This window comes from Nonomuraea mesophila, from assembly GCF_004352805.1.
GTDB lineage: Bacteria > Actinomycetota > Actinomycetes > Streptosporangiales > Streptosporangiaceae > Nonomuraea > Nonomuraea longispora.
In genome coordinates, this window is record NZ_SMLD01000037.1 from 12,582 (window position 1) to 37,634 (window position 25,053).

General features: G+C 71.1%; 27 protein-coding genes and 1 riboswitch. Of the genes, 12 read left to right on the top strand and 15 right to left on the bottom strand.

What is annotated here, in order from left to right:
- The first annotated feature begins 239 nt into the window (after positions 1–239).
- Positions 240–800 (top strand): sigma-70 family RNA polymerase sigma factor, encoded by a 561-nt coding sequence (locus E1295_RS16585; protein ID WP_246080085.1) that lies wholly within the window; start codon positions 240–242, stop codon positions 798–800.
- The gene (locus tag E1295_RS16590; RefSeq protein WP_132631177.1) at positions 797–1,525 is read left to right on the top strand and encodes an anti-sigma factor family protein; all 729 of its coding nucleotides are present in this window, start codon (positions 797–799) and stop codon (positions 1,523–1,525) included. Before E1295_RS16585 ends, E1295_RS16590 begins: the two co-directional genes overlap by 4 nt.
- Positions 1,526–1,613: 88 nt before the next feature.
- Here E1295_RS16590 and E1295_RS16595 read toward each other — a convergent pair whose 3' ends face one another.
- From E1295_RS16595 to E1295_RS16620, 6 genes are read right to left on the bottom strand one after another with little or no spacing between them, the layout of a single operon-like run.
- Positions 1,614–2,588 (bottom strand): ABC transporter ATP-binding protein, encoded by a 975-nt coding sequence (locus E1295_RS16595; RefSeq protein ID WP_132631178.1) that lies wholly within the window; start codon positions 2,586–2,588, stop codon positions 1,614–1,616.
- Positions 2,589–3,560: an ABC transporter ATP-binding protein gene (locus E1295_RS16600; RefSeq protein WP_132631179.1), complete on the bottom strand. Its 972-nt coding sequence runs from the start codon at positions 3,558–3,560 to the stop codon at positions 2,589–2,591.
- Complete coding sequence (locus E1295_RS16605) at positions 3,557–4,804, bottom strand: threonine synthase (protein ID WP_132631180.1); 1,248 nt, start codon at positions 4,802–4,804, stop codon at positions 3,557–3,559. The genes E1295_RS16600 and E1295_RS16605 overlap by 4 nt, the downstream gene beginning before the upstream one ends.
- Positions 4,801–5,655: an ABC transporter permease gene (locus E1295_RS16610; RefSeq protein ID WP_132631181.1), complete on the bottom strand. Its 855-nt coding sequence runs from the start codon at positions 5,653–5,655 to the stop codon at positions 4,801–4,803. Before E1295_RS16610 ends, E1295_RS16605 begins: the two co-directional genes overlap by 4 nt.
- Positions 5,655–6,572, bottom strand: coding sequence for an ABC transporter permease (locus tag E1295_RS16615; protein WP_132631182.1), 918 nt, complete (start codon positions 6,570–6,572; stop codon positions 5,655–5,657). The genes E1295_RS16610 and E1295_RS16615 overlap by 1 nt, the downstream gene beginning before the upstream one ends.
- Entirely contained in the window at positions 6,569–8,122 is a 1,554-nt protein-coding gene (locus E1295_RS16620; protein WP_132631183.1) for an ABC transporter substrate-binding protein, read from the bottom strand. The genes E1295_RS16615 and E1295_RS16620 overlap by 4 nt, the downstream gene beginning before the upstream one ends.
- Before the next feature lie 115 nt (positions 8,123–8,237).
- Here E1295_RS16620 and E1295_RS16625 point away from each other — a divergent pair, with 115 nt between their 5' ends.
- The 3 genes from E1295_RS16625 to E1295_RS16635 are packed head-to-tail and all read left to right on the top strand — an operon-like array spanning position 8,238 to position 11,103.
- Positions 8,238–8,978 carry an IclR family transcriptional regulator gene (locus E1295_RS16625; RefSeq protein ID WP_132631184.1) on the top strand — a complete coding sequence of 247 codons (741 nt, stop codon included), beginning with the start codon at positions 8,238–8,240 and terminating at the stop codon, positions 8,976–8,978.
- Complete coding sequence (locus E1295_RS16630) at positions 8,975–9,988, top strand: serine hydrolase domain-containing protein (RefSeq protein ID WP_132631185.1); 1,014 nt, start codon at positions 8,975–8,977, stop codon at positions 9,986–9,988. Before E1295_RS16625 ends, E1295_RS16630 begins: the two co-directional genes overlap by 4 nt.
- Positions 9,985–11,103: an amidohydrolase family protein gene (locus E1295_RS16635; RefSeq protein WP_132631186.1), complete on the top strand. Its 1,119-nt coding sequence runs from the start codon at positions 9,985–9,987 to the stop codon at positions 11,101–11,103. Before E1295_RS16630 ends, E1295_RS16635 begins: the two co-directional genes overlap by 4 nt.
- A gap of 293 nt (positions 11,104–11,396) precedes the next feature.
- Here the strand turns inward: E1295_RS16635 and glyA are convergent, their stop codons facing one another.
- From glyA to E1295_RS16655, 4 genes are all read right to left on the bottom strand, one after another.
- Positions 11,397–12,647, bottom strand: a complete 1,251-nt coding sequence (glyA, locus tag E1295_RS16640) for a serine hydroxymethyltransferase (RefSeq protein ID WP_132631187.1) — start codon at positions 12,645–12,647, stop codon at positions 11,397–11,399.
- A 25-nt stretch (positions 12,648–12,672) separates the two neighbouring features.
- A riboswitch (ZMP/ZTP riboswitch) is annotated at positions 12,673–12,755 on the bottom strand.
- Positions 12,756–12,872: 117 nt separating this feature from the next.
- Positions 12,873–13,811: a YihY/virulence factor BrkB family protein gene (locus tag E1295_RS16645; protein ID WP_246080086.1), complete on the bottom strand. Its 939-nt coding sequence runs from the start codon at positions 13,809–13,811 to the stop codon at positions 12,873–12,875.
- Between the two features lie 141 nt (positions 13,812–13,952).
- Complete coding sequence (locus E1295_RS16650; protein WP_132631188.1) at positions 13,953–14,327, bottom strand: YccF domain-containing protein; 375 nt, start codon at positions 14,325–14,327, stop codon at positions 13,953–13,955.
- A gap of 55 nt (positions 14,328–14,382) precedes the next feature.
- Complete coding sequence (locus tag E1295_RS16655) at positions 14,383–15,234, bottom strand: TIGR03084 family metal-binding protein (RefSeq protein ID WP_166427262.1); 852 nt, start codon at positions 15,232–15,234, stop codon at positions 14,383–14,385.
- A 55-nt stretch (positions 15,235–15,289) separates the two neighbouring features.
- On the opposite strand from E1295_RS16655, the gene E1295_RS51860 reads away from it, so the two are divergent.
- The 5 genes from E1295_RS51860 (at position 15,290) to E1295_RS16675 (ending at position 19,019) form a co-directional block, all read left to right on the top strand.
- The gene (locus E1295_RS51860) at positions 15,290–15,415 is read left to right on the top strand and encodes a hypothetical protein (protein ID WP_281284753.1); all 126 of its coding nucleotides are present in this window, start codon (positions 15,290–15,292) and stop codon (positions 15,413–15,415) included.
- A 60-nt stretch (positions 15,416–15,475) separates the two neighbouring features.
- Complete coding sequence (locus tag E1295_RS52450) at positions 15,476–15,559, top strand: putative leader peptide (RefSeq protein WP_354532976.1); 84 nt, start codon at positions 15,476–15,478, stop codon at positions 15,557–15,559.
- 109 nt (positions 15,560–15,668) lie between these two features.
- The gene (locus tag E1295_RS16660; RefSeq protein WP_132631190.1) at positions 15,669–17,357 is read left to right on the top strand and encodes a nitrite/sulfite reductase; all 1,689 of its coding nucleotides are present in this window, start codon (positions 15,669–15,671) and stop codon (positions 17,355–17,357) included.
- Between the two features lie 163 nt (positions 17,358–17,520).
- Positions 17,521–18,249, top strand: a complete 729-nt coding sequence (locus tag E1295_RS16670; RefSeq protein WP_132631192.1) for a phosphoadenylyl-sulfate reductase — start codon at positions 17,521–17,523, stop codon at positions 18,247–18,249.
- A 59-nt stretch (positions 18,250–18,308) separates the two neighbouring features.
- Positions 18,309–19,019, top strand: a complete 711-nt coding sequence (locus E1295_RS16675) for a sirohydrochlorin chelatase (protein ID WP_246080091.1) — start codon at positions 18,309–18,311, stop codon at positions 19,017–19,019.
- Positions 19,020–19,076: 57 nt separating this feature from the next.
- Here E1295_RS16675 and E1295_RS16680 read toward each other — a convergent pair whose 3' ends face one another.
- Positions 19,077–19,829 carry a DUF1707 SHOCT-like domain-containing protein gene (locus E1295_RS16680; protein ID WP_132631194.1) on the bottom strand — a complete coding sequence of 251 codons (753 nt, stop codon included), beginning with the start codon at positions 19,827–19,829 and terminating at the stop codon, positions 19,077–19,079.
- 168 nt (positions 19,830–19,997) lie between these two features.
- Between E1295_RS16680 and E1295_RS16685 the strand changes: the two genes are divergently transcribed.
- Positions 19,998–21,347, top strand: a complete 1,350-nt coding sequence (locus tag E1295_RS16685) for an ankyrin repeat domain-containing protein (RefSeq protein ID WP_246080087.1) — start codon at positions 19,998–20,000, stop codon at positions 21,345–21,347.
- Between the two features lie 75 nt (positions 21,348–21,422).
- On the opposite strand, the gene E1295_RS16690 is transcribed toward E1295_RS16685, so the two are convergent.
- The 4 genes from E1295_RS16690 to E1295_RS16705 form a co-directional block, all read right to left on the bottom strand.
- Positions 21,423–22,010: an HD domain-containing protein gene (locus E1295_RS16690; protein ID WP_246080088.1), complete on the bottom strand. Its 588-nt coding sequence runs from the start codon at positions 22,008–22,010 to the stop codon at positions 21,423–21,425.
- A gap of 237 nt (positions 22,011–22,247) precedes the next feature.
- The gene (locus E1295_RS16695) at positions 22,248–22,652 is read right to left on the bottom strand and encodes a hypothetical protein (protein ID WP_132631195.1); all 405 of its coding nucleotides are present in this window, start codon (positions 22,650–22,652) and stop codon (positions 22,248–22,250) included.
- Between the two features lie 279 nt (positions 22,653–22,931).
- Positions 22,932–23,825, bottom strand: coding sequence for a maleylpyruvate isomerase family mycothiol-dependent enzyme (locus E1295_RS16700; protein WP_246080092.1), 894 nt, complete (start codon positions 23,823–23,825; stop codon positions 22,932–22,934).
- Positions 23,825–24,382 carry a sigma-70 family RNA polymerase sigma factor gene (locus E1295_RS16705; RefSeq protein ID WP_220448747.1) on the bottom strand — a complete coding sequence of 186 codons (558 nt, stop codon included), beginning with the start codon at positions 24,380–24,382 and terminating at the stop codon, positions 23,825–23,827. Before E1295_RS16705 ends, E1295_RS16700 begins: the two co-directional genes overlap by 1 nt.
- 180 nt (positions 24,383–24,562) lie before the next feature.
- Here E1295_RS16705 and E1295_RS16710 point away from each other — a divergent pair, with 180 nt between their 5' ends.
- Positions 24,563–24,988: an OsmC family peroxiredoxin gene (locus E1295_RS16710; protein ID WP_132631198.1), complete on the top strand. Its 426-nt coding sequence runs from the start codon at positions 24,563–24,565 to the stop codon at positions 24,986–24,988.
- Positions 24,989–25,053 lie beyond the last annotated feature (65 nt).

Consider the following 25,053-nt stretch of genomic DNA (forward strand, 5'->3'; position numbering starts at 1 on the left):
CAGCCCGCATAGGTCCTCACCTCCTCGATCGGTTCTCGATGCGACTCTACGCATCCCTCCCCGACGTGCGCAATCACATTAAGTATCGCGATCTGTTGAACCGTGACATGGCGGCCGGCCGTACCACCTCCCGACGGACGCGAGAAAGGGGAATGATGCGGATCAGCACGTATCCCCCGCCCTCGGCCGAGGGGGCCCTCCCGATGGGCAGGCCGCGCCTACGACACTGGCTCCGGCGGGTGCGACCGGACGACGGCGTGGGCGTCGGCGACGGCGTGGCGCCGTACGCGGTGCCGGACGACGAGGTGGTCGTGTCCGCGCTCTACCGGGAATATCACCGGCCGCTGCTGGCCTTCGTGATCAGGCTCACGGCCGGCGACCGGCAGTGGGCGGAAGACGTGGTGCAGGAGACGATGATCCGTGCCTGGCGCAGTGCGGAACGGCTCGACCCCGACGCGGTCTCGCTGATGCCCTGGCTGGCCACGGTCGCCCGGCGTATCGTGATCGACGACCGGCGGCGCAGGGACGCCCGCCCGCAGGAGTCGGGCGACGGTCAGCTGGAGAGCATGTCCGTGCCCGACGGGATGGAGGGGCTGCTGCACCAGGTGGTCGTGGCGGAGGCGCTGAAGGCGCTGTCGCCGGCGCATCGTGAGATCCTCAACGAGACGATCCTGCGCGATCGTTCGGTCAACGACGCCGCGCGGACGCTGGGCATCCCCGTCGGCACCGTGAAGTCCCGTGTCTACTACGCCGTTCGCGCGCTGCGGATCGCACTGGAGGAGCGGGGGGTGACGGCATGACCTCCCGCGTCGAGCACACCGACGTCGGCGCCTACGCCCTCGGCCTCCTGGAGGAGGACGACAAGTTCGCCTTCGAGGCCCACCTGCTCGGCTGCCCCTCCTGCCGGTCCGAGCTGGCCGACCTGGCCGGGGTGGCGAGCGTGCTGCACGGCATCGGCCCTCTTCCCGAGGATCCCCGCCCGCCGTCCTCCGGCGACGTCTTCTCGCAGGGCGACGCGGCGGGCCGGCTCGGGCGCAGGAGGGCGGCGCACAGGCGGCGGCGCAAGGGGACGTTCGCCGCCGGGATGGCGGCGGCCGTCACGCTGGTCGCCGGCGGGCTGACCGTCGGCACGCAGCTCAGCGCGGGCGAGCCGCCGGTCGCGCAGGGTGAGGCGGAGAACATGGGCCCGGCCGAGCAGTTCTTCGCCGGCGGCACCCCCATCGAGGGCAAGGGCGTCGACGGGGTGACCGGCGGGCTGGTCGTGGAGGACAAAGCCTGGGGCACGCACGCGGCGCTCAAGCTGGCCGGGGTCAAGGGGCCGCTGGAGTGCGAGCTGATCTCGGTCGGCAAGAAGGGAGAACGCCGGGTGATGACCGGATGGTCCGTGCCTCCAGCCGGGTACGGAGTGCCGGGCTCGCCCGACCCCCTCTACATGCACGGCGGCAGCGCCACGCCGCTGAAGGACGTGGACCACTTCGAGGTGGTCACCTCGACCGGCAGGAAACTGCTGACCATCGAGGTCTGACCATCGCCACCGCGGACGGGGCACTCCGGCCCGCCCCGTTCGCCCCGGCGCCCCGCCGCACCCCGAGCCCGTGCGGCGGGGCGCCGCTTCACGTCAGGGCGGCCACGTCCGACACCGGGAACAGGCAGGCCGCGGTGTGACCGGGATCGTCCTGGGGCGCCAGCGGCGGGCGGGTGGCCGAGCACTCGGCGCGAGCGGCCGGGCAGCGGGTGTGGAAGCTGCACCCGGACGGCGGGTCGGCGGGCGACGGCGGGTCGCCCTTGAGCACGATGCGCCGGCGGGTCCGCTCCACCTTCGGGTCGGCCACGGGCGCGGCCGACAGCAGGCTGTGCGTGTACGGGTGGCGCGGCGCCGTGAACAACCTCTCGGTGCCGGCCAGCTCGACGATCCTGCCGAGGTTCATGACGGCGACGCGGGTGGCGATCTGCCGCATGATCGACAGGTCGTGGGAGACGAACAGGTACGTCAGCCCGCGCTCGGCCTGCAGCCGCTTCATCAGGTTGACGATCTGGGCCTGGATGGACACGTCGAGCGCGCTGACCGGTTCGTCGCAGATGACCAGCTTCGGCTCCAGCGCCAGGGCGCGGGCGATGCCGATGCGCTGCCGCTGGCCGCCGGAGAACTCGTGCGGGAAACGGTCCTGGCTGCCCGCCTCCAGCCCGACGGCGTCGAGCAGCTCGGCGACGCGCTCGCGGGCGGCGGCCGAGCGGCGGCGTACCCGGCCGTGGGTGACCAGCGGCTCGGCGACGATCTCGCCGACGCGCATGCGGGGGTTCAGGCTGGCGTACGGGTCCTGCAGCACGACCTGCATGTCCTCGCGCACCCCCAGCAGCTCCTTCTGGCGCAGGCCGAGGAGTTCCCTGCCGTCGAACCAGATCTCGCCCCCGCCGGCCTCGACCAGCCGCAGGATGAGCCGGGTCAGCGTGGTCTTGCCGCAACCCGACTCTCCCACCAGGCCGAGCGTCTCGCCCGGGTACACGTCGAAGGACACGTCGTCCACAGCGACCACCTTCGAGCTGAACTCCTTGCGTACTTGGCGCAGCGACAGCAGCGGCTCGGCCATCTACGGGCTCCCTTCGAGCAGGCAGGCGGCGCTGTGCCCGGGCGCGCGCTCCAGCAGCGGCGGCACCTCGGTGGCGCACTCGGGCACGGCAAGAGCGCACCGGGGGTGGAACGCGCATCCGCCGGGCGGCGCGAACAGGTTGGGCGGGCTGCCGGGGATCGGGTCGAGCGGCGCCCCGCCCGGCACGTCGGAGCGGGGCATGGAGCGCAGCAACGCCTTCGTGTACGGCATGCGCGGCGCGTCGAAGAGCTCGTCCACGGCGGCCAGCTCGACCGGGCGGCCGCCGTACATGACCAGGACCCGGTCCGCGGAGCGGGCCACCACGCCGAGGTCGTGCGTGATGAGCACGATGGCCATGCCGAACCGATCCTGCAGCGCCGCGAGCAGCTCCATGATCTGGGCCTGGACCGTCACGTCGAGCGCGGTCGTCGGCTCGTCGGCGATGAGGATCTTGGGCCGGCAGGCGAGCGCGATCGCGATCATGACGCGCTGGCGCATGCCACCGGAGAACTGGTGCGGATATTCCCCCGCCCGCCGCTCCGGGTTGGGGATGCCGACCTCGCGCAGCGCACGCACGGCCTGGGCCCTGGCCTCGGACCTCGACATGTCCTGGTGCAGGCGGAGCGACTCGGCAATCTGCGCGCCGACGGTCTTGAGCGGGTTGAGGCTGGTCATGGGGTCCTGGAACACCATGGCGATCTCGTTGCCGCGAATGCGGCGCATCTCCCGTTCGGGCAGCTTGAGCAGGTCACGTCCGCCCGCGAGGATCTCGCCGCCGGTGTAGTGGCAGGGAGGGGTGGGGTGCAGGCGCAGGATCGACAGGGCGGTCGCGGTCTTGCCGCTGCCCGACTCTCCGACCACGGCGAGCGTCTGGCCGGCCTCGACCGACAGCGACACCCCGTTGACGGGCCGGACCGTGCCCGCGTCCAGGCGGAACTCCACGTGCAGGTCGTTGATCTCCAGCAGGCTCATCCGCCGCCTCCCCTGAAGATGCGCAGCAGTTCGGCCGGGTCGGCCTCGACCGTTCCCTGGGGTGGGCGCGCGGCCTGGGCGAGGGCGCTCGGCTGTTTGAGCGCACCACCGGTGACCACGCTGACCACGGTGTCGCTCTCCGACACCCAGCCCTGGGCGCGGGCGCGCAGCAGCGCGGCGGTGGAGGCCGCGGCCGACGGCTCGGCCGAGACGCCCTCCTCGCCGAGCAGCCGCATCGCCTCGAACAGGTCGTTGTCGTCGACCGCGACGACCCGGCCGCCCGAGTCGTAGACGGCGCGCAACACCCGCGCGCCGCCCTGGATGGGCGCGTCGCCCGCGATGCTCTGGGCGACGGTCTTGTTGGCGTCGCCGTGGCGGCCGGCGACCGTCTTTCCCTCGGCGAAGGCGCGTACGAGCGGCGCGGACGCGGCCGGCTGCACGCCCACCATCCTCGGCAGCCGGTCGATCAGCCCGAGCCGCCTCAGCTCGCGAAAGCCCTTCCACGCGCCGTACAACCCGCCGCCGGTGCCGACCGGGTGCACCATCACGTCGGGCGCGCGCCAGCCGAGCGCCTCGCAGATCTCGTACGCGTACGTCTTCATGCCCTCGTGGCGCACGGGGTTGATGAAGTTGACGAAGCAGTAGAACCCGGCCTCCGACAGGGCGCTCACGCCGGCGAAGATCTCCAGGCTCGACCGGTAGCGCAGGCGCAGCACGCGCGCCCCGCTGAGGCTGATGGCCGCGATCTTGGACTCGTTGGCGACGTCCTCGACCAGGACCGTGGCCTCGATCCCGGCCCTGGCCGCGTAGGCGGCGAACGAGGCCCCGGCGTTGCCCGAGCTGTAGGTGAACGCCTGCGTCACGCCCAGAGCCCTGGCGAAGCCGACCGCGACGGAGAACCCGCGGTCCTTGAAGCTGCCGGTGGGCATGAGCGTGTCGTTCTTGACCAGCAGGCCCGGCAGGCCGATGTGGCGGCCCAGCCTCCTGGGGCGCATCAGCGGGGTGTCGCCCTCGCCGAGGTGGAGGGGCTCGGCGAGCTCGGGCAGCGGGAGCAGATCCGACCAGCGCCACAAGCCCAGGTGGCGGCGGCTCGCCGCGCGGTCCAGGATGTCCTGCGGCTCGGCGGGGCCGAGGTCGTAGTCGATCTCGAGCAGGCCGCCGCACGCCTCGCAGAGCAGGGCGGGGGTCTTCAGCGGGAAGGTGGCGTGGCAGTCGTCGCACCTGTAGTGCGTGGCGAGGTTCATCGGGTGTAGGCCTTCGGGTCGGCGACGTCGCGAAGGAGGTCGCCGGTGACGTTGATCGCGAGTGTTGTCATCATGATGGCAGCGCCGCTGAAGACCGCGATCCACCAGGCGCTGCGCAGATAGAGCTGGCCGTCGGCCAGCAGGCTGCCCCACGTGGGCACGCTGGGCGGCACGCCGAGCCCCAGATAGCTGAGCGACGCCTCCGCCACGATCATCGCGGCCACCTGGAGGGTGCCGATGGTGGCCAGGGGGGCGACGATGTTGGGGACGAGGTGGCGCACCATGATCTGCGGCCCGGTGTCGCCGATGGCCCTGGCCGCGGTGACGAACTCGCGTTCCCGCAGGGAGAGCACCTCGGCGCGGACCACGCGGGCGTACGACACCCAGCCGGTCAGCCCGAGCACCAGGATCATGAAGAACAGGCTCGGCCCGAGCACCGCGATGATGGCCAGCGCCAGCAGGATCGACGGGAACGCGAGCTGCACGTCGGCCAGGCGCATGAACACCTGCTCCCGCCAGCCCCGGTAATAGCCGCTGATCACCCCGATCACGGCGCCGACCACGCCGGACAGCAGGGTGGCGGCCAGGCCGACGAGGAGGGAGACGCGGGTGCCGTACATGATGCGGCTGAGCACGTCGCGGCCCAGTTTGTCGGTCCCCAGCAGGTAGCCGGGCTCGCTGCCGCTCATCCAGAACGGCGGGCGCAGCTTCAGATCGAGGTTCTGCAGGTTCGGGTCGTGCGGGGCGATGAGCGGCGCGAACAGGCCGACGAACACGACGAGGGCGATGACGCCCACGGCGACCTTGGCGGCGTGGTTGCGGCGCAGCGCGCGCAGGACTGCGGTCGGCATCAGCTCAGCCTCACCCGGGGATCCAGCAGGGCGTACGACAGGTCCACGATCAGGTTCACGACGACGAACACGGCCGCCAGGAACAGCACCGTGGCCTGCATCAGCGGATAGTCGCGGTAGGTGATCGCCTCCACGGTCAGCCGCCCGATGCCCGGCCAGGAGAAGACCTGCTCGGTGAGGATGGCGCCGCCGAGCAGGCTGCCGACCTCCAGGCCGACGACGGTGACGACCGGCAGCGACGCGTTGCGCAGGCCGTGCGAGGTGACCGCCATGAACCCGGACAGGCCCTTGGCCCTGGCGGTGCGGATGTAGTCCTCGCCGAGCACGTCGATCAGCGAGGACCGCAGCAGCCGCGCGATCATCGCGGCCGAGTAGAGGCCGAGCGTGATCGCGGGCAGCACCAGGTGGGCGGGCGAGCCGGTGCCCGAGGCGGGCAGCCACTGCAGGTGGACCGCGAAGACGAGGATGAGCAGGATGCCCACCCAGAACGCGGGCGTGGACTGGCCGACCAGCACCGAGGCCATGACGGAGGTGTCGGTCGCGCTGCCCCGCTTGACGGCCGCGACGATCCCGGCCGGGATCGACACGACCAGGGTGAACGCCAGCGCGGCCACGGCCAGGTCGACCGTGAGCGGCAGCCGTTCCATGATGACCTCGAAGGCGGGGCGGTGGAAGAACACCGACTGGCCGAAGTCGAGGCTGAGCAGGCCCGTCATGTAGGAGACGTACTGCTCGGGCAGCGGCCGGTCGAAGCCGAGGCTCGCCCGCAGCGTGGCCTCCTGCTCGGCGGTGGCCTCCGGGGGCAACATCTGCTGTACGGGGTCGCCGGCCAGCCGGACGATGAAGAACGAGACGGTGGCCACGCAGAACAGGACGAGCAGGGTGTGGCCGATCCGCCGGGCGACGAATCCCGTCATGAGGCCGCGAGCTTGGCGTTCGCCATCGCGAGGGTGCCGTTGGCGTTGGTCTTCCACTGCACCTTGTCGCTGACGGCGTACAGGATGCTCGCCTGGTAGAGGTAGAGGAACGGCGACTCCTCGATCAGCATCTTCTGCAGCTCGGTGAACGCCTCCTGGCGCACCTCCGGGTCGACCGACTGCTCTTCCCTGTCGATGAGCGCGTCAGCCTCCGGGTTGTTCCAGCGGCTCTGGCGGCGGTCGTGCCGGACGAACGACTGCAGGTTGCTGGAGGCGTCCATGGTCCAGCCGGAGTTGCCGACGAAGTACATCGCGCCGAGCGCCTTGCGGTTGTCCGAGACCAGGCGGCCCTTGAACGTGGCCGGGTCCAGCAGCGACACCTCGGCCTTGACCCCGACCTCGGCGAGCTGGCCCGCGATGGCCTGGGTGATGTCCTTGTCGGCCGTGGAGGACGAGAGCTTGAGCGAGAACCCGTCCGGGTGCCCGGCCGCGGCGAGCAGGCTCTTCGCCTTGGCCAGGTCGTGCTGGTACGGCTTGATCGCGGGGTCGAAGCCGAACGCCTGGCGCGGGATGAGGGTCGGGGTGCGTTCGGCGGCGCCGTTGAGCACCGACGCGATGAGGGCGTCCACGTCGAGCGCGTGGTTGAGCGCCTGGCGCACCCGCTTGTCCTTCAGCGGCCCCTCCTCGGTGTCGAGGGAGACGAAGAACGTGCGCACGCCCGGCGAGGTGACGACCTTGAAGCCGGGGGCGTCGCCGAGCTGCTGCGCGGCGTCGGGGGTCAGGCCGGTCACGATGTCCACCTCGCCCGACTGGAGCGCGGCCAGCGACGACGACGGGTCCGGCATGACCTTGAAGACGAGCTGCTCGACGGCGGGCTTGCCGTTCCAGTAGTCCGGGTTGGCCTTGAGCGTGATCTGGCTGTCGCGCTGCCACTGCTCGAACGTGAACGGGCCGGTCCCGATCGGATGCTCGGCGAAGGCCTTCTCGCCCTTCTCCTTGATGTGCTTGGGCGGCACGATCACGCCGCCGAACAACGACAGCTTGGCCGGCAGGATCGGGTCGGGCTCCTTGGTGACCAGGTCGACCGTGTGCGGGTCGATCACCTTCGCGCCGGTGACCAGGCGCAGCTCGACGATGGGCGACCGGGTGGCCGGGTCGATCAGGCGTTCGATGCTGTACGCGACGGCGGCGGCGTCACAGGGCTCGCCGTTGTGGAAGGTGACGTTCTTGCGCAGGTGGAAGCGCCAGGTCTTGTCGTCCTTCGACTCCCAGCGCTCGGCCAGGCCGCCGGAGAGCTTGTCGTCGGTGTCCCGGACGGTGAGCGTGTCGAAAACGTTGATCAGCACGTTCATGGAGGGCAGGTCGCCCTGCTTCTGCGGGTCGAGGGTGGTGGCGTCGGAGGCGAGCGAGACCCGCAGGGCGGTCCCGGCGCTTCCCTGTCCGCCGCCGGAGGGCTTCGTGCTCGCGCAGGCCCCGAGGGAGGCCGTCGCCGCGGCCAGGCCGCCGATCTTGAACAGGTCCCGGCGGGCCAGCAACGCACGGTCGAACATAAGCCCCCGCCTCCCTTTCTTGCGTTTCACATGGTGAAATGGCGTATCACGTGGTTGAATATGACCCGTTTCGGTTATGTCCGTCAACCCTTTTGGGACAGTCACCATGAATTCCGTGGAGAAGACGCTCGTCGTCTTAGGAGCGCTGGCCAGCCACGACCAACCCCGCCGCCTGGCCGACATCGCGCAGCGGACCGGCATCAACAAGACGACCGTGCACCGGATCCTGCAGATCTTCATCGCCCAGGGGTACGCCGTCTCGCACGGCGACGGCACGTACGCGTCGGGTCCGGCCGTCCTCGCGCTGGCCGGGGCGGCGCTCACCGACCGGGACATGACGACCCTCGTCCGGCCGATCCTGGAGAACCTGCAGCGCAACACCTCGCACACCGTGCACTTCGCGATCCGCAGCGGCTCGTCGGCCGTCTACCTCGCCAAGGTCGAGTCGCAGCAGCCGTACCGGATGGCCTCCCGCGTCGGGACGCAGATCCCGCTGCACTGCACCGCGATCGGCAAGGCGATCCTCTCCCACCTGCCCGAGGAGGAGGTGCGCGCGGTGCTGGCGGCGACCGCGCCGCTCATCAGCAACACGCCCGCCACGATCACCGACCTCGACCTGCTCATGACCGAGCTGGAGGCGGTACGGCAGCGCGGGTACGCGATCGACGACGAGGAGAACGAGCCGAACGTGCGCTGCGTCGGAGCGGTGGTGCACGACGCGGCGGGGACGGCGGTGGGCGCGGTCAGCGTGGCCGGGCTGACGCTCAATCTCGAAGAGGACGACGTGCCGCTGCTCGGCCCGCTGGTGGTGGCCGCCGCCGCCCGGGTCTCCGCGGCACTGGGGAGGAACGCATGACAGCCGGCCGCATTCTGGCCAGGGCCCACGACAAGGGCGAGTTCTCGGGCGCGGCCTGGGCCTACGGCACGTCGGCCGGGCCGGTCGGGCGGGACACGCTCGGCACGCTGAGCCGGGACGGCGCCCCGGTGGGCGACGACACCCTGTGGGACCTCGCCTCGGTCACCAAGCCGATCGTCGGGCTCGCCGTGATGGCGCTGGTGGAGTCGGGCGAGCTCACCCTGGACGACACCGTCGAGTCCTGGCTGCCCGACTACGCCGGCACGGACAAGGCCGGCATCACCGTCCACGAACTGCTCACCCACACCTCGCGCATCCCCGGCCGGCAGCCGCTCTACCGCCACTGCCCCACCCGCCGGGACCTGCTCGACACGCTCGTCCGCCTGCCGCTGCGGGAGCGGCCGGGCGTCGAGTACAGCTCCCAGGGTTTCATGATCCTCGGAATGATCGCGGAGAGCGCCGCGGGGGTTCCGCTCGACCGGCTCGTACGCGAGCGCGTCACCGCTCCCCTGGGCCTGGACGAGACACGCTTCCTGCTTCCCGAGCACGACCGCGCGCGGGCGGCGGCCACCGAGGACTGCCCGTGGCGGGGCCGGATCGTGCAGGGCACCGTGCACGACGAGAACGCCGAGGTGCTCGGCGGCGTCGCCGGGCACGCGGGCATGTTCGGCACCCTTGACGACCTGTCGAAGCTGGGTCAGGCACTGTGCAGGGGCGGCGACGGCGTCGTCGCGCCGCACACGCTGGCCGTCATGACCGGCACCAGGACCGGCGGCCGCGCACTGGCCTGGAAGGGGCACGAGCCCCGCCTGGGCAGCGGCGGCGACCTGCTCACCCCGTCGGCCTACGGGCACGACGGGTTCACGGGGACGAGCCTGTGGGTGGATCCCGAGCTGGACTTCTACGCGGTGCTCCTGACCAACCGCGTGCACCCGAGCCGTGACTCGAACGGGATCGCCCGCATCCGCCGCACGTTCCACAACGCCGCCGTCACCAGGACCCTGTCATGATCCCGGCAGCCCTCGACACGCCCCTGCGCGTGCTCGGAGCACCCGGCCGCGCCGGCGCGGCCGGCCGCCTGACGCTGGTGAACGGCCGTGCCCGCCTGACGACCCGGCCGGAGCGGGAGGCGTTCCGGGACGCGGCCGGCGAGCTCTACGTCAGTCCCGGATGGGTGGACCTGCACACCCACGTCTACGACGCCATGACGCAGATCAGCGTGGCGCCCGACCGCGCCGGTCTGGACGCGGGCGTGCACGTGGTCGCCGACGCGGGCAGCGCGGGCCAGGCCACCATCGACGGCCTCGTCCGCTACGTCCTCCCGGCGGCCAGGACACAGGTGCGCGCCTGGCTCAACATCGGCTCCCACGGCCTGGTCCATCTGCGCGAGACCGCCGACCCCGAGTTCATCGACGTGGACGCCACGCTCGCCGCCCTCGACCGGCACCGGGACGTCGTCTGCGGGGTGAAGGTGCGATCCAGCGGCGCGATCGTCGGCGCGATGGGCCTGCAGCCGCTCCAGCTCGGCCGCCTGGTGGCCAGGGAGGCGGGCCTGCCGCTGCTCGTGCACGTGGGCGAGGCCCCGCCGCTGATCGGCGACGTGCTCGACCTCCTGGACGCCGGGGACGTCGTCACCCACTGCTACCACGGCAAGACCGGCACCCCCTGGCTCGCCGGGGGCGCCCCCGCCCCGGCCCTGGCCCGCGCCCTCGATCGCGGCGTGCTGCTGGACGTGGGCCACGGAGCGGCCAGCTTCAGCTTCGGCGTGGCCGCCCGGGCGCTGGAGACCGGCTTCCCGCCGCACACGATCAGCACCGACCTCCACGTACGCAACATCGCGGGCCCGGTGCACGACCTGGCCACCACGCTCACCAAGCTGCTGCACTGCGGTATGGAGCTGGAACGGGCGATCGAGGCGGTCACGGCCACGCCACGCCGGATCCTGCGCACGGACCGGCCGTGGCTCGGCGACGACGGCACGATCCGCCACGCCACGATCTTCCGCCTGGCCGGCGCCGCTCCCCCGGGCCGCGCCTACGTGGACGCGCGCGGCGAGACCGCCCGCCCGGACCACCACGTGATTCCCGTCGCCACCGTCAGGGACGGTGTGCTGGCCGAGCTGTGACCACACCGGCGTCCCCGCGGGGGACCGGTCCCGGCGGGCGCCCCCTGACCACGGCCATGGTCAAGGGAGCGCCGTTACGGCGGCCCACCACGTGCGGGTCAGCGGGCGTCACCCTGGAGGCCCCCGGCGGGGTGCGGCGGCAGGCGTGCCGCCGGCACCGCCGTACCGAAAAATCTGCGCGAACCGGAGCACGCGCGCCCGGCTCCGCCGCGGCTCCAGGAACCGGGTGCGAGGAACCGCGCGGCTCGCTTCTCAGAGACCGGGTCCGAGGAACCGCGCGGGCGGCTCGCTCCTCAGAGGCCGGGCGCGGGGAACTGCGCGGTGAGCTCGCTGACCTCGTGGTGGACGCGCGTGATGACGTCGTCGGCGTCGCCCTTGGCGACGGCGGTGACGACCTCGTCCATCCAGGCGCCGATCTGCCGCATCTCCGCCTCGCCCATGCCGCGCGAGGTGACCGACGGCGTGCCGATGCGGATGCCCGACGGGTCGAACGGCTTGCGCGTGTCGAACGGCACCGTGTTGTAGTTGGTCTCCAGACCCGCGCGGTCGAGCGCCTGCGCGGCCGGCTTGCCGCCGATGCCCTTGGGCGTCAGGTCGAGCAGGATCAGGTGGTTGTCGGTGCCGCCCGAGACGAGGTCGAACCCGCGTGAGGCGAGCTCGTCGGCCAGCGTCTTGGCGTTGGCGACGACCTGGTGGGCGTAGTCGCGGAAGGCCGGCTGGGCGGCCTCGTGCAGCGCGACGGCGATGGCCGCCGTGGTGTGGTTGTGCGGGCCGCCCTGCAGGCCGGGGAAGACCGCCTTGTTGAGCGCCTTGGCGTGCTCTTCCGAGTCGGCCATGAGCATGGCGCCGCGCGGGCCGCGCAGCGTCTTGTGCGTGGTCGTGGAGATCACGTCGGCGTGGCCCGCCGGCGACGGGTGCGCGCCGCCCGCCACCAGGCCCGCGATGTGGGCGATGTCGGCGGCCAGCACGGCGCCGACCTCACGGGCGATCGAGGCGAAGCCCTCGAAGTCGATGGTGCGCGGGATGGCGGTGCCGCCGCAGAAGATAAGCTTGGGGCGGTGCTCCAGGGCGAGCTGCCGCACCTCGTCGAGGTCGATGCGGCCGGTGTCCTTGCGCACGCCGTAGCGGACCGGGTTGAACCACTTGCCGGTGGCCGAGACGGACCAGCCGTGGGTGAGGTGGCCGCCGAAGGGCAGGCCCATGCCCATCACGGTGTCGCCGGGCTCCAGGAACGCCATGTAGACGGCGAGGTTGGCGGGCGAGCCCGAATAGGGCTGGACGTTGGCGTGGCCGACGCCGAAGACCGCCTTGGCGCGCTCGATGGCGAGCGTCTCGATCTGGTCGATGACCTGCTGGCCCTCGTAGTAGCGCTTGCCCGCGTAGCCTTCGGAGTATTTGTTCGTCAGGACGGTGCCGGTGGCCTGGAGCACGGCCTTGGACACGTAGTTCTCGGACGCGATGAGCTTGACGGTGTCGGCCTGCCGCCGCTCCTCCGCCTGGATGAGCTCGGCGAGCTGCGGGTCGACGCTAGAGAGAGAACTCATGATTCCCCTGTCATCGGTGACGATCTGCGAAGACCCAGGCGCACGGCCTTCGCTCCTTTCGCTCCCCGGTGGTCGTTCCCACCCAATGCGCCAGTCGCGTCTCGTCCTAGACGATAGCGGATGCGGCAGGCTCTCACTTCTGCGTGATCGTTCTAGGCCGACGGCCTTGACGGTGGCGCGGCGCGCTCACCGCGCCCGGCGGGATCGGCGGGGCCGGACGGCGGATCACGCGTTGTTCGTACGGCCCACGCCCGGCCAGAGCCGGTCGACCTCGGCGTTCAGGATGGCGCCGATGAGCACGGCCAGCGCGGTGATGTACAACCACAGCAGCAGCGCGATGGGCGCGGCCAGGGAGCCGTAGACGGAGACGGGCGAGAACCACGCGGCCAGCACGGCCCGCAGCACCGCCGCGCAGACGATCCACAGGAACAACGCGAGGATGGCGCCGGGCAGCTCGCGGTACCACTTCGTCCGAACGGGCACGCTGACGTGGTAGAGCACCGTCAGGAACAACACCGAGCCGACGATCACGACCGGCCAGTAGAGCAGGTCGATGAGGATGCCGTATTCGCCGGGCAGCGTGTCTCTCAGCAGCGTGGGGCCGATGACCAGGATCGGCATGACGATGATCCCGATGACCAGGCCGACGACGTAGAGGCCGAACGACATGAGCCTGGTGCGGATGATGCCGCGCTCCTCTCCGAGCCCGTAGGCGACGGAGATGAGGTCGACGTAGACATAGAGGGCCCTGGAGCCGGACCACAGGGACAACAGGAAGCCCAGCGAGATGATCGACACTTTGCCGGCGTCGTCGCTGAGCACGTCGGTGATGAGCGGGTTGACGACCTTGGTGACGGCGTCGTCGGTGAACAGCAGCCCGGCCTGTGCGATCACCCAGGTCTTGACCTGGGTGACGACGCCGGGCCCCAGCCAGGTGCCGAGCTTGCCGATCACGCCGATCAGGCCCAGCACGAAAGGCGGCAGCGACAGCAGCGCGAAGAACGCCGCCTCACCCGCGAGCCCGGTCACCCGGTAGTTGACTCCCGCGTTGGCCGAGGCACGCACGATCGCCCACGACTTGGCGTCGAGCACCCAGCTCAGCCTGGCCCGGGCGTTGGAGGCTAGCCCCCTCTTGGGCCGGGAAGGCGCTTCGGTGGACGTCATGGCACCCAACGGTGTTCGCAGTTACTCTTCGGCACAGCCTAGCCAATGGAAACTGCCCATCGACCCGCCGCCTTACCGGAGTGCCTGGTCGAAACCGTGGTGGCGGTTGCCCCCATTAGACGCCCGGCACCCTTCCCGTGGCTAGTCGTTGTCGACGATGCGCGCGCCCAGCGGGAGGAGGGAGACGGGGATGAGCTTGATGTTGGCCACGCCCATCGGGATGCCGATGATGGAGATGAACAGCGGGATCGAGGTGATGACGTGGCCGATGGCCAGCCAGATCCCCGCGACCACGCACCAGATGATGTTGCCCAGCAACGAGAACACGCCCGCGTCGGGGTCGCGCACGACCGTCCTGCCGAACGGCCACAGCGCGTATGCCGCGATCCTGAACGAGGCGATGCCGAAGGGAATCGTGACGATCAGGATGCAGCAGATGACTCCGGCCAGTGCGTAACCCAGGGCCAGCCAGACCCCGGCGAACACGAGCCAGATGACGTTCAGGATGGTGCGCATGCTCACAGGATGTCACTGATCCTGCCGTTCGCGTCATCCGTTATCGACCCTGAGATCACCCCGAGACCGCAGCGCGTCCCCTTCCTGGAGGACCCGCGAACGCCTGCGCGATCTCCATCCATTCCCTCGCCGGATGCCCCGTCATCTCCAGCGCCGTGTCCGACAGGTGGATGCGCTGCGTGACGGCCAGGCAGAAGTCGAGCGCCGGCCCGCGTACGACGCTCTCAGCGTCGCCCGGTCCGCCCGTCCACGTGGTTCCGTCCGGCATGGTGAGCTCGGCGCGCACCGGCTCGGCGGGCAGGGGCAGCCCGCGTACGGCGAAGCTGTACGGCCTGGCCCGCAGGCCGATGGAGGCCACGTGCCGGAGCCGGGCCGTGGGCGGCCTGGTGACGCCGAGCGCGTCGGCCACGTCGTGGCCGTGGGCCCAGGTCTCCATCAACCGCGCGGTCACGAACGAGGCCGCGGACATGTCGGGCCCGTACCACGGCACGCGGTCGCGGGCGCCCAGCGTGGCGAACACCTCGATGCTGCGGGCCCGCGCGGTACGGAACCAGGCGAGCAGCCCGGCGGGCGTCCTCCCGCGCGCCTCCCGCACCAGGTGGTCGACCCAGCCGCCTTCCCCGCCGTCGGCCAGGCCGCCGCCCGCACCGTCCCCCGGACCGTCCGCAGGACCGTCCCCCGGACCGCCGCCCGGCGGGCTGAGGGCGGCGAGTGCGGCGCGGTGGCCGTCCGGGTCGGTGACCGCGCGGACGGCCGCGTCGTCGAACCACGCCAGATGGCTCACCTGGTCGCGGATCGCCCACCCCTCGGCGGGCGTGGGCCGTTCCCAGTCGTCGTCGCCCAGGGGCCGCAGCAGCGTCTCGAAGGACTCGGTCTCGGCTCGCAGGTCGTCGAGCAGTTCGGCCATGAGGTCCACGCGCGCCAGCCTAACCGGAACAACCTTCTGGGAGAATAATGCAGGTGTGATCTGCGACAGCTGCAAGGACAGACGCCACGACGACTGCCGCGGCGGCTCGTGGTGCGACTGCCAGCACCGGACCGAGCAGGAGGCCGACGACTCGCCGCTGGCCTGGCCGCGCCAGGGCTGAACGATCCCACACTCTGGACCCCTTCTTGGACATCCCGGACGCCCGGGGTACTCTCGACGTATGCCAGCGGACCCCATGCTCGTCGGTCGACGCCACGTCGACCTCCTGCGTGTCCGCAGTGCCATCTGTTGCGACGCCCGCTAACCGCAATCTTTCTTTTGCCGCTGAGCGCGTCGCAACCTCTCCTGGACCCCTGCCCTCGATGACGAGACAGGAAGATCCTTGCGCGCGCCCATGAACCGAAGGACGCGCAATGAGCACTCCTGCCGGCCGCACTCCCGTCAGCCGTCATCACCGGCGCCCGCGCGGCGAGGGCCAATGGGCTCTCGGTTACCGCGAGCCGCTCAACAAGAACGAAGAGAACAAGAAGAACGACGACGGCCTCAACGTCCGCCAGCGCATCATCGACATCTACTCCAAGCGGGGCTTCGACTCCATCGACCCGGCCGACCTGCGCGGACGCATGCGGTGGTACGGCCTCTACACCCAGCGCAGGCCCGGCATCGACGGCGGTAAGACCGCGATCCTGGAGCCCGAGGAGCTCGACGACCGCTACTTCATGATGCGCGTACGCATCGACGGCGGGCAGCTCGACCTGGCCCAGCTGCGCACGATCGCCGACATCGCCAACGAGTACGCCCGCGGCACCGCCGACCTGACCGACCGCCAGAACATCCAGCTCCACTGGATCGAGATCGAGGCGGTGCCCGACATCTGGGAGCGCCTGGAGGCCGTGGGGCTGTCCACCACGGAGGCGTGCGGCGACACCCCGCGCGTGATCCTGGGGTGCCCGCTGGCCGGCATCGACACCGACGAGGTGCTGGACGCCACGGAGCAGATCCGTGAGCTGAAGGAGCGCGTCATCGGCAACCCGGCCTACTCCAACCTGCCGCGCAAGTTCAAGACGGCCCTGAGCGGCTGCTCCGCCCACTGCACGGTCCACGAGATCAACGACGTGGCGTTCGTCGGCGTGGTCAACGAGCACGGCGAGGCCGGCTACGACCTGTGGGTCGGCGGCGGCCTGTCGACCAACCCGATGCTGGCCAAGCGGCTCGGCGTGTTCGTCCGGCCCGACCAGGTGGGCGACGTGCACGAGGGCGTCACCGGCATCTTCCGCGACTACGGCTACCGGCGCCTGCGGCACAGGGCGAGGCTCAAGTTCCTGGTCAACGACTGGGGCGTGGAGAAGTTCCGCGAGGTGCTGGAGCAGGAATACCTCAAGGAGCCGCTGCCCGACGGGCCGGCCCCGGAGCCGCCCCGCGGCAGCCGCCGCGACCACGTCGGCGTCTTCCCGCAGAAGGACGGCAATTTCTACGTCGGCTTCGCCCCCAAGGTGGGCCGGGTCGACGGCGACAAGCTCCATCAGATCGCCGACATCGCCGAGCGGCACGGCTCCGGCCGGGTCCGTACGACCATTGAGCAGAAGATGGTCGTCCTCGACGTCGCGCCCGATCAGGTCGACTCCATCGTGGCCGAGCTGGAGGCCGCCGACCTGCGGGTCAGGCCGTCCACGTTCCGCCGCCAGACGATGGCCTGCACCGGCATCGAGTTCTGCAAGCTGGCCATCGTCGAGACCAAGACGCGGGCCGCCGACCTGATCGACGAGCTGGAGAGCCGGCTGCCGTCGTTCGACGAGCCCCTGACCATCAACGTCAACGGCTGCCCCAACGCGTGCGCCCGCACCCAGACCGCCGACATCGGCCTGAAGGGCCAGCTCGTGGTGGACGAGAACGGCGAGCAGGTCGAGGGTTTCCAGATCCACCTGGGCGGCTCGCTGGGCGTCGACTCCGGTTTCGGCCGTAAGGTCAGAGGACTGAAGACCACTGCCAAGGCGCTTCCCGACTACGTCACGCGGGTCGTGTCCCACTACGACGAGCAGAAGAAGGAAGGCGAGTCGTTCGCCGACTGGGTGCAGCGAGCGGACGAGGCCGACCTGAAATGAGCACACGAGCGGTTCCCTTCCACTGCCCCTACTGCGGCGACGAGGACCTCGAACCCTACGAGGGCGAGCTCGACTCCGCCGGGCACGGCACGGGCGGCAGCTGGTACTGCCGCGCGTGCGCTCGTGCATTCAAGCTGAAGTTTCTCGGGATCGGAGTGAGGATATGACGCTGGTCGACCTCGAGGTCGTATTAAGAGATCAGCGCGGCGAGCTCGACCTGCAGGACGTCGTCGAGTCCGCCGCGACCGCTCTGGAGGGCGCCCCCGCGCGTGAGATCATCCGGTGGGCGGCGGCGACCTTCGGCGAGCGTCTGTGCCTGACGTCCTCGATGAGCGACGCGCTGCTCATCGATCTGGTGAGCCGGGTCAGACCCGGCGTCGACGTGTTGTTCATCGACACCGGCTACCACTTCGCCGAGACGATCGGCACGCGGGACGCCGTACGGCAGGTCTATGACGTCAACGTGATCGACATCAAGCCGTCGCGGACGGTCGAGGAACAGGACCGCGACCTCGGGCCGCGCCTGTTCGGCCGCAACCCCGACCTGTGCTGCTACCTGCGCAAGGTGGAGCCGCTCAACCGGGCGCTGGAGCCCTACCTCGCGTGGATCTCCGGCATCCGCCGCGACGAGTCGCCGAGCCGGACGGGCACCAAGGTCGTCGAGTGGGACGCCAAGCGGCAGATGGTCAAGGTCAACCCGATCGCCGCCTGGACGCAGGACGACGTCGACAACTACATCGCCGACAACGGGGTGCTGATCAACCCGTTGCACTACGACAACTACCCCTCGATCGGCTGCGCGCCCTGCACGCGGCAGGTCTCCGAGGGCGAGGATCCGCGCAGCGGTCGCTGGGCGGGCCTGGGGAAGGTCGAATGCGGCATTCACCTGTGATCCCCGACAGGGGTCGCCTCCCGTTGGCAGGCGGGACGGCCTCCGGCCGCGTGCCACTGGTGGCGGTGGCGCACGGGTCACGCGACCCGCGCGCCGCCGCCACCGTGGCCGCGCTGCTCGACCGCGTACGCCTGGAGCGGCCAGACCTGCCTCTGCGCGTGGCCTATCTCGACCACTGCGCCCCCGCGCTCGGGCAGGCGCTGGCCGGGCTCGACGAGGCGGTGGTGCTGCCGCTGCTGCTCACCGAGGCCTACCACAGCCGGGTCGACCTGCCCGCGGCGCTCAACGAGGTGAGAGCGCGCAGGCCGCGCCTGCGCGTGCACTACGGCGCCACGCTCGGGCCGCACCCGCTGCTGCTGTCCGCGCTGGAGCGGCGGCTGGCCGGGGCGGGCGTGCCCGCGGGCGACCCGGACACGGCGGTGGTGCTGGTGTCGGCGGGTTCGAGCGATGCCAGGGCCAACGCGGTGGTCGCGGGGATGGCCAGGCGGTGGCGCTCCGGATGGTGGTCGGTGTCGGCCGCCTACGCCTCCGCGGCCGATCCGTCGCCCGCCGAGGCGGTCTCCGCGCTCCTGCGCGCCGGCGCGCCCCGGGTGGTGGTCGCCCCCTACCTGCTGGCGCCCGGCTACTTCGCCGACAAGGTGCGCCAGACCACGCTGGAGGCCGGCGCCGAGGTCGTGGCCGACGTGCTCGGGCCGGCTCCCGAGCTGGTGCGCGTGCTGCTCGAACGGTATGCGGCGGCCCAGCGGCGGCCGGTGCCCGTCGCGGGCTGACCGTCCCTCACCCCGCCGACGTACCCACCGAGGCCGGGGCGGGAGGGGGCGGGGCCGTCAGTAGCCGCGGCCGAGGTCGCGGTTCATGTCGCGCGCCTGCCTGTGCAGGTCGCGGGTCTCGTCGCGCACCTGCCTGTGCAGCTCGCGGGTCTCGTGGCGGAGCTGCCGGCCCAGCTGGCGCCAGTCCTCCCCGTGCAACAGCTGCCAGTGCTCCCGCCAGGCCGAGAACTTGCGCTTGAGCGGCTTGGCGCGCGAGTCGCCGACCACCTTGACGTCGCCCATCACGGCGTACGCGTGCACGCGCACGACGGGCACGTTCGCCCCCGAGGCGCCCTCCAGGACGTCCACCTTCTTGTCGCCCATGATGGCCACGCCCTCAAGGTCCACGTTCACCCCGTCAGGCACGATGATCTTCACGTCGCCCATCACGGAGACGGCCATGATGTCGACCGAGTCGGTCCGCACCTCCGCCTCGCGCAGGTCGAGCACGACGTCCCCCATCACGGCGACCGCGCCGAGCTCCTGTTCGATCCGCCACGTGCCGCGCCGCTTGGAGTCGCCCATGATGCCCACGAACCAGCGCCGCTTGCGTCCCGTGGGAGCGGGCGGCGCGGGTGCGGGGGCGCCGCCCGCGGGCAGGTCCTGGGTGAGCAGGGCCAGCTCGGCCTGCGTGGCCGCGGTGTACGCGGCCTCCGTGCGGTCGGTCAGCTCGACGAGTGTGAGCCTGCCCTCCACCGAGGCGACACGGAGTTGTTCGACGACGGCCTCACGCTCGGCGTCCGACGCACGGACCTCACCCGGATCAGTCATAGTCGCAACATATCGCGTCTTGTCCGGCATCGCGCTGCGGGGGAAGCAAACTGTCTCAAGCACGTCGCCGTGACGTTGAACCTTTTCGGGGCCGCTGCGCGTACCACGCCATGACACGGGGCCCTGGCATGGCCCGGGGCGCGGCCGGACCAGGCTAGGGTCCCTGTCATGCATGAGGAACAGCTCTACCGCGCGGCGTTGAACGGCGATGGCGAGACCGTAGGCAAGCTGCTGGCCGGCGGCGCCGACCCCAACACGCCCAGTGAGGGCGAGGAGGAGGGCCTGGCGCTGTGCGCGGCCGCCGCCTGGGACCGTACAGAGGTGGCCACGACGCTGCTGACGGCAGGGGCCGAGGTCGACGGCAGGGAGACCGGCGGCTGGACGGCGCTGCTGTGGGCCGCGGCCAACGGGCACGCCGCCACCGCCAAGGTGCTGATCGAGGCGGGCGCCGAGGTCGACGCGACCAACGACGACGGCGACACCCCGCTGTCGCTGGCCGCCAGGCGCGGCGCGCTGGGCGTGGTGCAGGCGCTGCTGGAGGCGGACGCCGACCCCGAGAAGCACGACGGCGACGGCGACGCGCCGCTCGACATCGCGGCCGACTGGGTGGGCGTGCACCTGGAGAGCGCCCTGCTCGACCAGATCGAGCAGGAGGGGTGGGAATACTCCGTCACCCGCCGGCACACCAAGGACGGCACCGAGCTGATCACCGTGACCGGCAGCTCGGCCGACGGCACGCAGACGGAGCAGGTGCAGGCGCAGCGCGGCCACGCGGCCGTCGCGACCCTGCTGGAGGACGCGACGGGCGTTCACACGCCGATCGACCGGCTCGTGGCGCGAGCCGTCGCGCACCGCGACCTCGACGAGGACGCCGAGACGTGGTGGATCGTCGCCGACTCGCTGGCCAAGCGCGGCGACGAGGAGACGTACGAAGCCCTGTCGCGGCTGTGCGTGAGCGAGGACCCCAGGGAGCGCGAGTTCGGCGTGGACGCCATCGCGCAGTTCGGCGTCTCCGAGGACGACAAGCCCTACGTCGACAGGACGCTGCCGCTGCTGCAGAGGATGGTCACCACGGAGGGCCACCCGCAGGTGCTGCGCTCGGTCCTGGCCGCGCTCGGCCATCAGGGCGATCCGAGGGCGCTGCCGTACGTGCTGGACATCCTCGGGCGTCCCGGGCACACGCGGACGGCGACCGACGCGATCGCGCTGGCCGACGTGCTGCCGCCCGACGACGAGGAGGGCCTCGCGCTGCTCATCGAGATGTCGCAGGACGACGCCTCCGACATTCGTGACTGGGCGACCGCCGGGCTGGCAGGCCTGCAGGCCGACACGCCCGCCATCAGGGAGGCGCTGGCGGCCCGGCTCACCGACACAGACCTGCGTACCGTGGCCGAGGCCACGAGCGGGCTCGCGGCCCGCGGCGACGAGCGGGCGGCGCGGGGGGCCGAGCGAGTGCTGGCCGAGAGCGACGACGAGTACGCCAGAGACCTCGTCAGCCGGCCGCCCGCGGACGGGTGAGCACCCGGAGGTGAGCGCGGGCGGGCCTCCGCGAGCAGCCGAGCGCGAGCAGGTGGCCGCCCGGGGTGAGCGCGGTCAGTCGCCGTTGAGCACGCGGGTCACCCATTCCAGGGTCCCCGTGCTCAACGCCTCCTCCGCCAGGCGTTTGCCCGTCGTGGTCGTGATGGCGGCGAGCGAGCTGTCGATCCAGCCCTGTACGTTCTGGTGCCCCTGCTCGCGGTATTCGACCGCCTGGAGGAGGCACTCCAGCTTGTCGGCGTCGCGTGCGCAGACCGCCTCGAGGCTCGCCTTCTCCTCGTACTCGGCCACCGCGTCGCCCACCATGTCCGCCACCTCCGGGGAGACGCCCCGCACCTGGTCGGCGGTGACGTCCTCGTTGGAGGCCGCCTTGAGGTAGCGCTTGCCGATGTAGGGGATGTCGGTGATGCGGGTTTCCTGGGTGTCGTGGAACAGGCTCATGAACGCGGCCCGCTCGGGGTTGCCGCCCTCCAGCCGGGCGATCATGCCCGCGATGACGGCGGCGCGGAACGAGTGCTCGGCGATGCTCTCGGGGTCGCGTACGCCCGCGACCAGCCATCCGGTCCTCTTGTAGCGCTTGAGCAGCCCGAACTCGTACAGCAGCCCGGCCAGTCCCGTCACGTCTCCCATCACGTCGTCAGTCATGTGGCCCCCTCTCGTCGTGCGCGGCGGGCAGGTCCTGGATCGGGCCGCCCGCCCGCCAAGGATTCATCAGGATGAAGGACTTCGCCCAGATTCGCAACCTTTGACCATATTTCATTCCGTGCCCCCATTCATCCTTGCCTGGCGGGCCGGATAAACGAACGAATGCCGCGACCGGCCATCCGGCCACGGCATTCGTTCTGTCCCGATGGACGGCGATGAATTCGCCCGCGACGGGTGTTACTGGTCGACCGGCCACCAGTCGAAGAAGTCGAACCCGCCGTCGTGGTCGTCGTGGTGCGGCCGCGACGTCTTCGTCGGCGTCGGGGTCGGGGTCGGCGTGGGCGTCGGCGTCGGCGTCACCACGACGATGCGCGGACGGACCGGCTCGTCATGGTGGCGCTTGTGACGGAACTTGCGGTGGTGGCGGTGGTGGTCGTGATGGTGATGGTGATGGCGACCGCCCCACCAGGGGCCCCTGGGCCAGCGGTTGCAGTGGCGCTTGCACCCGAGCACCGGCTTCTCTCCGGCGACGACCCCGAACGCGGCCGGGACGACGGCAGCGCCTGCGCTCGCGCCGGCGATCCCCTGGCTGAAGGGAAGGAGCATGACGCTGGCGGCCGCGCCGGCCAGAGCCACTGACATGATGCGCCTTTTCCTCGGCGCGCGCGGTTGCCGACTTTCTGTATTCACGTGCATTCTTTTCCGTTCATGGGTAGATCGACCCAGAAAATCCGGCACCCATCATGATCGAGCGTCCGGACAGAGGCAGACTTACCCAGGAACGGAATCTCGTTTAACCCCATGAACCCAAACAACACGTCAAATCAAAGGACTCAGAAGGAGGGGTGATTCAACAAGCCTTTCGCTGTTGTTTGCCCGACAGGGAAACGGCGCGGGGGCGATCTACCCGCGTGCGCCGGGCTACGGGCCGGACAACGCGGGTGCGGCGGTCAGGACGTCCCTCGCCAGGGCGAGGTCGCCGCCCAGCTCCGCGGGGAACGTGGCAGGCTCTTCCCTGCCGCCGAGCAGGAAGCAGAACGCCACCACGTCCGCCGTGATGCTCACGTCCGGAGTGCCGGTGGTCGTGTCCCCCACGCCCAGGGGGATGCGCCACTCGCCGCCGCCGTCGCCCGTCAAGGTCAGGTGCAGGGTACGGCCCGCGCCCGCGTCCATCCCCGACAGGAGCATCGTCCAGGGCAGCAGGCGGGCGCACAGGTCGGCGGTCGGGCGGATGTGCGCCGCGATCGGGTCGGGCAGGCGGATCCTGGCCGTCCTGGCGGCGTCGGCCGTGTGGATCCAGGTCTCCAGGCCCCGGCCGAGGATGTGGTCGCCCAGCCGCGTCTCCAGGCCGTCGAGGGTGGCGGCCGTCGCCGGGTCCGCATCCGCCAGGTGGCGGCAGAGCGCGTCCGCCTGGGCACGCCAGTCCCTGCGCGTCTGCTCGGGACTGCGTGAGCGCTCGTACGCCTGCAGATCATGTGTACGGGCCAGCGAATCGGTCGTGTCGATGGGCGGCCCGAGCACGGGGGCGCCGACGGAGGCGGCCAGCAGCCCGTCCTTGGCGGCCAGGTGGGCGACGAGCTCCTGCAGGGTCCAGCCCTCGACGATCACGCGCGACCAGTCGTCATCGCCGGCCTCGGCCAGCAGGGCGTCCATGGCGGCGACCCTGCCCGCGTACGGCTCCGCCCAGGCGGCCGTGGGCGCCGCGGGCCTGCGCCGGGCTCTGGCGCCGGCCAGGAGCTGGGGACGCAACGTGTGGGCCGGCACCGCCGGGTCCGCCATCACCGCGTCCAGATAGAGACGCTCGACGGGGTCCATCACACCTCTTCCTCCGCGAGCGCGTCCGCCAGGCGCCGCAACGCCAGCCGGATGCGCGATTTCGCCGTGCCCTCGGGCATGCCGAGTTCCTCGCCGACCTGCCGGTAGGTTCTGCCGCCGAAGTAGGCGAGCTCGAGAGCCTCCCGCAGGCTGCCGGGTAACGACGTCACGGCCTGCCGCACCCGTTCGGCCTCGTCGGCGGCGAGCACGGTGTCCTCCGGCCTGACGGGTTCGCGTTCGAACAACCGCGGCCCGAGCGCCGAGACCCGGCGCCGTTCCTCCGCGCGCACGTGGTCGACCGAGCGCCGGTGCGCGATCGTGGCCAGCCAGGCGCGCAGGGTGCCACGTTCGGGGTCGTAGGCCAGGGGGCGTTCCCAGAGGACCAGGAACACCTCCTGCGTGATGTCCTCGGCGATCACCCGGTCCCTGGTGACCCGGAGGGAGAGACCGAAGATCAGCGAGGAGAGCCGGTCGTAGATCTCCCCCAGAGCGGACTCGTCGCCGCCGACCACCCGCTGGTGCAGCACGCGGTCGTCGTACGGTGCCTCCACTGGCACCACACTCCCGTTTGTTCCGGACCAAGGCGGCATGTGCGCCGCGACCCGAGCATGTCACTATTCGCCGGAAATGTAGAGCTGGATGAGGGGCGGATGTCACCGGGTGCCGGTGCGCGCCTTTCCTCCGCGTGGCCTGGTACGCGATAGGTTCGGAAGATCCACGACGGAGGGAGCACCACCATGGCCACCACTCGCACCGCCACCACCCAGTGGCAGGGCGCTCTGCTCAACGGGTCGGGCAGCGTCTCGCTCGACTCCTCGGGCGCCGGCGCCTTCGAGATCTCCTGGGCGTCCAGGGCCGAGACGGCGGGCGGCAGGACGTCGCCGGAGGAGCTCATCGCGGCCGCCCACTCCTCGTGCTTCTCGATGGCGCTCTCCCACGGGCTGGCCGGCACCGGCACACCTCCCACGTCGCTGCGGACCAGCGCCGACGTGACGTTCCAGCCGGGCGAGGGCATCACGGGCATCGTGCTCACGGTGAAGGGGCAGGTCCCCGGCATCACGGCCGAGCAGTTCCAGCAGGCTGCGGAGACAGCCAAGGCCACCTGCCCGGTCAGCAAGGCGCTGTCGGGCACCACGATCTCGCTCGACGCCGAGCTGCTCTAGGAGCGTGCCGGCCGGCGCACGGGCGCGCGGCCGGCCGGGTACGAAGGGCGATCGGCTCAGTGCGA

What these genes read in the sequence shown, in the direction of transcription:
- E1295_RS16590 (WP_132631177.1), top strand. Translation starts at nt 797, where the DNA reads ATGACCTCCCGCGTCGAGCACACCGACGTCGGCGCCTACGCCCTCGGC.
- E1295_RS16595 (WP_132631178.1), bottom strand. Translation starts at nt 2,588, where the DNA reads ATGGCCGAGCCGCTGCTGTCGCTGCGCCAAGTACGCAAGGAGTTCAGC.
- E1295_RS16600 (WP_132631179.1), bottom strand. Translation starts at nt 3,560, where the DNA reads ATGAGCCTGCTGGAGATCAACGACCTGCACGTGGAGTTCCGCCTGGAC.
- E1295_RS16605 (WP_132631180.1), bottom strand. Translation starts at nt 4,804, where the DNA reads ATGAACCTCGCCACGCACTACAGGTGCGACGACTGCCACGCCACCTTC.
- E1295_RS16610 (WP_132631181.1), bottom strand. Translation starts at nt 5,655, where the DNA reads ATGCCGACCGCAGTCCTGCGCGCGCTGCGCCGCAACCACGCCGCCAAG.
- E1295_RS16615 (WP_132631182.1), bottom strand. Translation starts at nt 6,572, where the DNA reads ATGACGGGATTCGTCGCCCGGCGGATCGGCCACACCCTGCTCGTCCTG.
- E1295_RS16620 (WP_132631183.1), bottom strand. Translation starts at nt 8,122, where the DNA reads ATGTTCGACCGTGCGTTGCTGGCCCGCCGGGACCTGTTCAAGATCGGC.
- E1295_RS16630 (WP_132631185.1), top strand. Translation starts at nt 8,975, where the DNA reads ATGACAGCCGGCCGCATTCTGGCCAGGGCCCACGACAAGGGCGAGTTC.
- E1295_RS16635 (WP_132631186.1), top strand. Translation starts at nt 9,985, where the DNA reads ATGATCCCGGCAGCCCTCGACACGCCCCTGCGCGTGCTCGGAGCACCC.
- glyA (WP_132631187.1), bottom strand. Translation starts at nt 12,647, where the DNA reads ATGAGTTCTCTCTCTAGCGTCGACCCGCAGCTCGCCGAGCTCATCCAG.
- E1295_RS16645 (WP_246080086.1), bottom strand. Translation starts at nt 13,811, where the DNA reads ATGACGTCCACCGAAGCGCCTTCCCGGCCCAAGAGGGGGCTAGCCTCC.
- E1295_RS16650 (WP_132631188.1), bottom strand. Translation starts at nt 14,327, where the DNA reads ATGCGCACCATCCTGAACGTCATCTGGCTCGTGTTCGCCGGGGTCTGG.
- E1295_RS16655 (WP_166427262.1), bottom strand. Translation starts at nt 15,234, where the DNA reads ATGGCCGAACTGCTCGACGACCTGCGAGCCGAGACCGAGTCCTTCGAG.
- E1295_RS52450 (WP_354532976.1), top strand. Translation starts at nt 15,476, where the DNA reads ATGCCAGCGGACCCCATGCTCGTCGGTCGACGCCACGTCGACCTCCTG.
- E1295_RS16660 (WP_132631190.1), top strand. Translation starts at nt 15,669, where the DNA reads ATGAGCACTCCTGCCGGCCGCACTCCCGTCAGCCGTCATCACCGGCGC.
- E1295_RS16670 (WP_132631192.1), top strand. Translation starts at nt 17,521, where the DNA reads ATGACGCTGGTCGACCTCGAGGTCGTATTAAGAGATCAGCGCGGCGAG.
- E1295_RS16680 (WP_132631194.1), bottom strand. Translation starts at nt 19,829, where the DNA reads ATGACTGATCCGGGTGAGGTCCGTGCGTCGGACGCCGAGCGTGAGGCC.
- E1295_RS16685 (WP_246080087.1), top strand. Translation starts at nt 19,998, where the DNA reads ATGCATGAGGAACAGCTCTACCGCGCGGCGTTGAACGGCGATGGCGAG.
- E1295_RS16690 (WP_246080088.1), bottom strand. Translation starts at nt 22,010, where the DNA reads ATGACTGACGACGTGATGGGAGACGTGACGGGACTGGCCGGGCTGCTG.
- E1295_RS16695 (WP_132631195.1), bottom strand. Translation starts at nt 22,652, where the DNA reads ATGTCAGTGGCTCTGGCCGGCGCGGCCGCCAGCGTCATGCTCCTTCCC.
- E1295_RS16700 (WP_246080092.1), bottom strand. Translation starts at nt 23,825, where the DNA reads ATGGACCCCGTCGAGCGTCTCTATCTGGACGCGGTGATGGCGGACCCG.
- E1295_RS16710 (WP_132631198.1), top strand. Translation starts at nt 24,563, where the DNA reads ATGGCCACCACTCGCACCGCCACCACCCAGTGGCAGGGCGCTCTGCTC.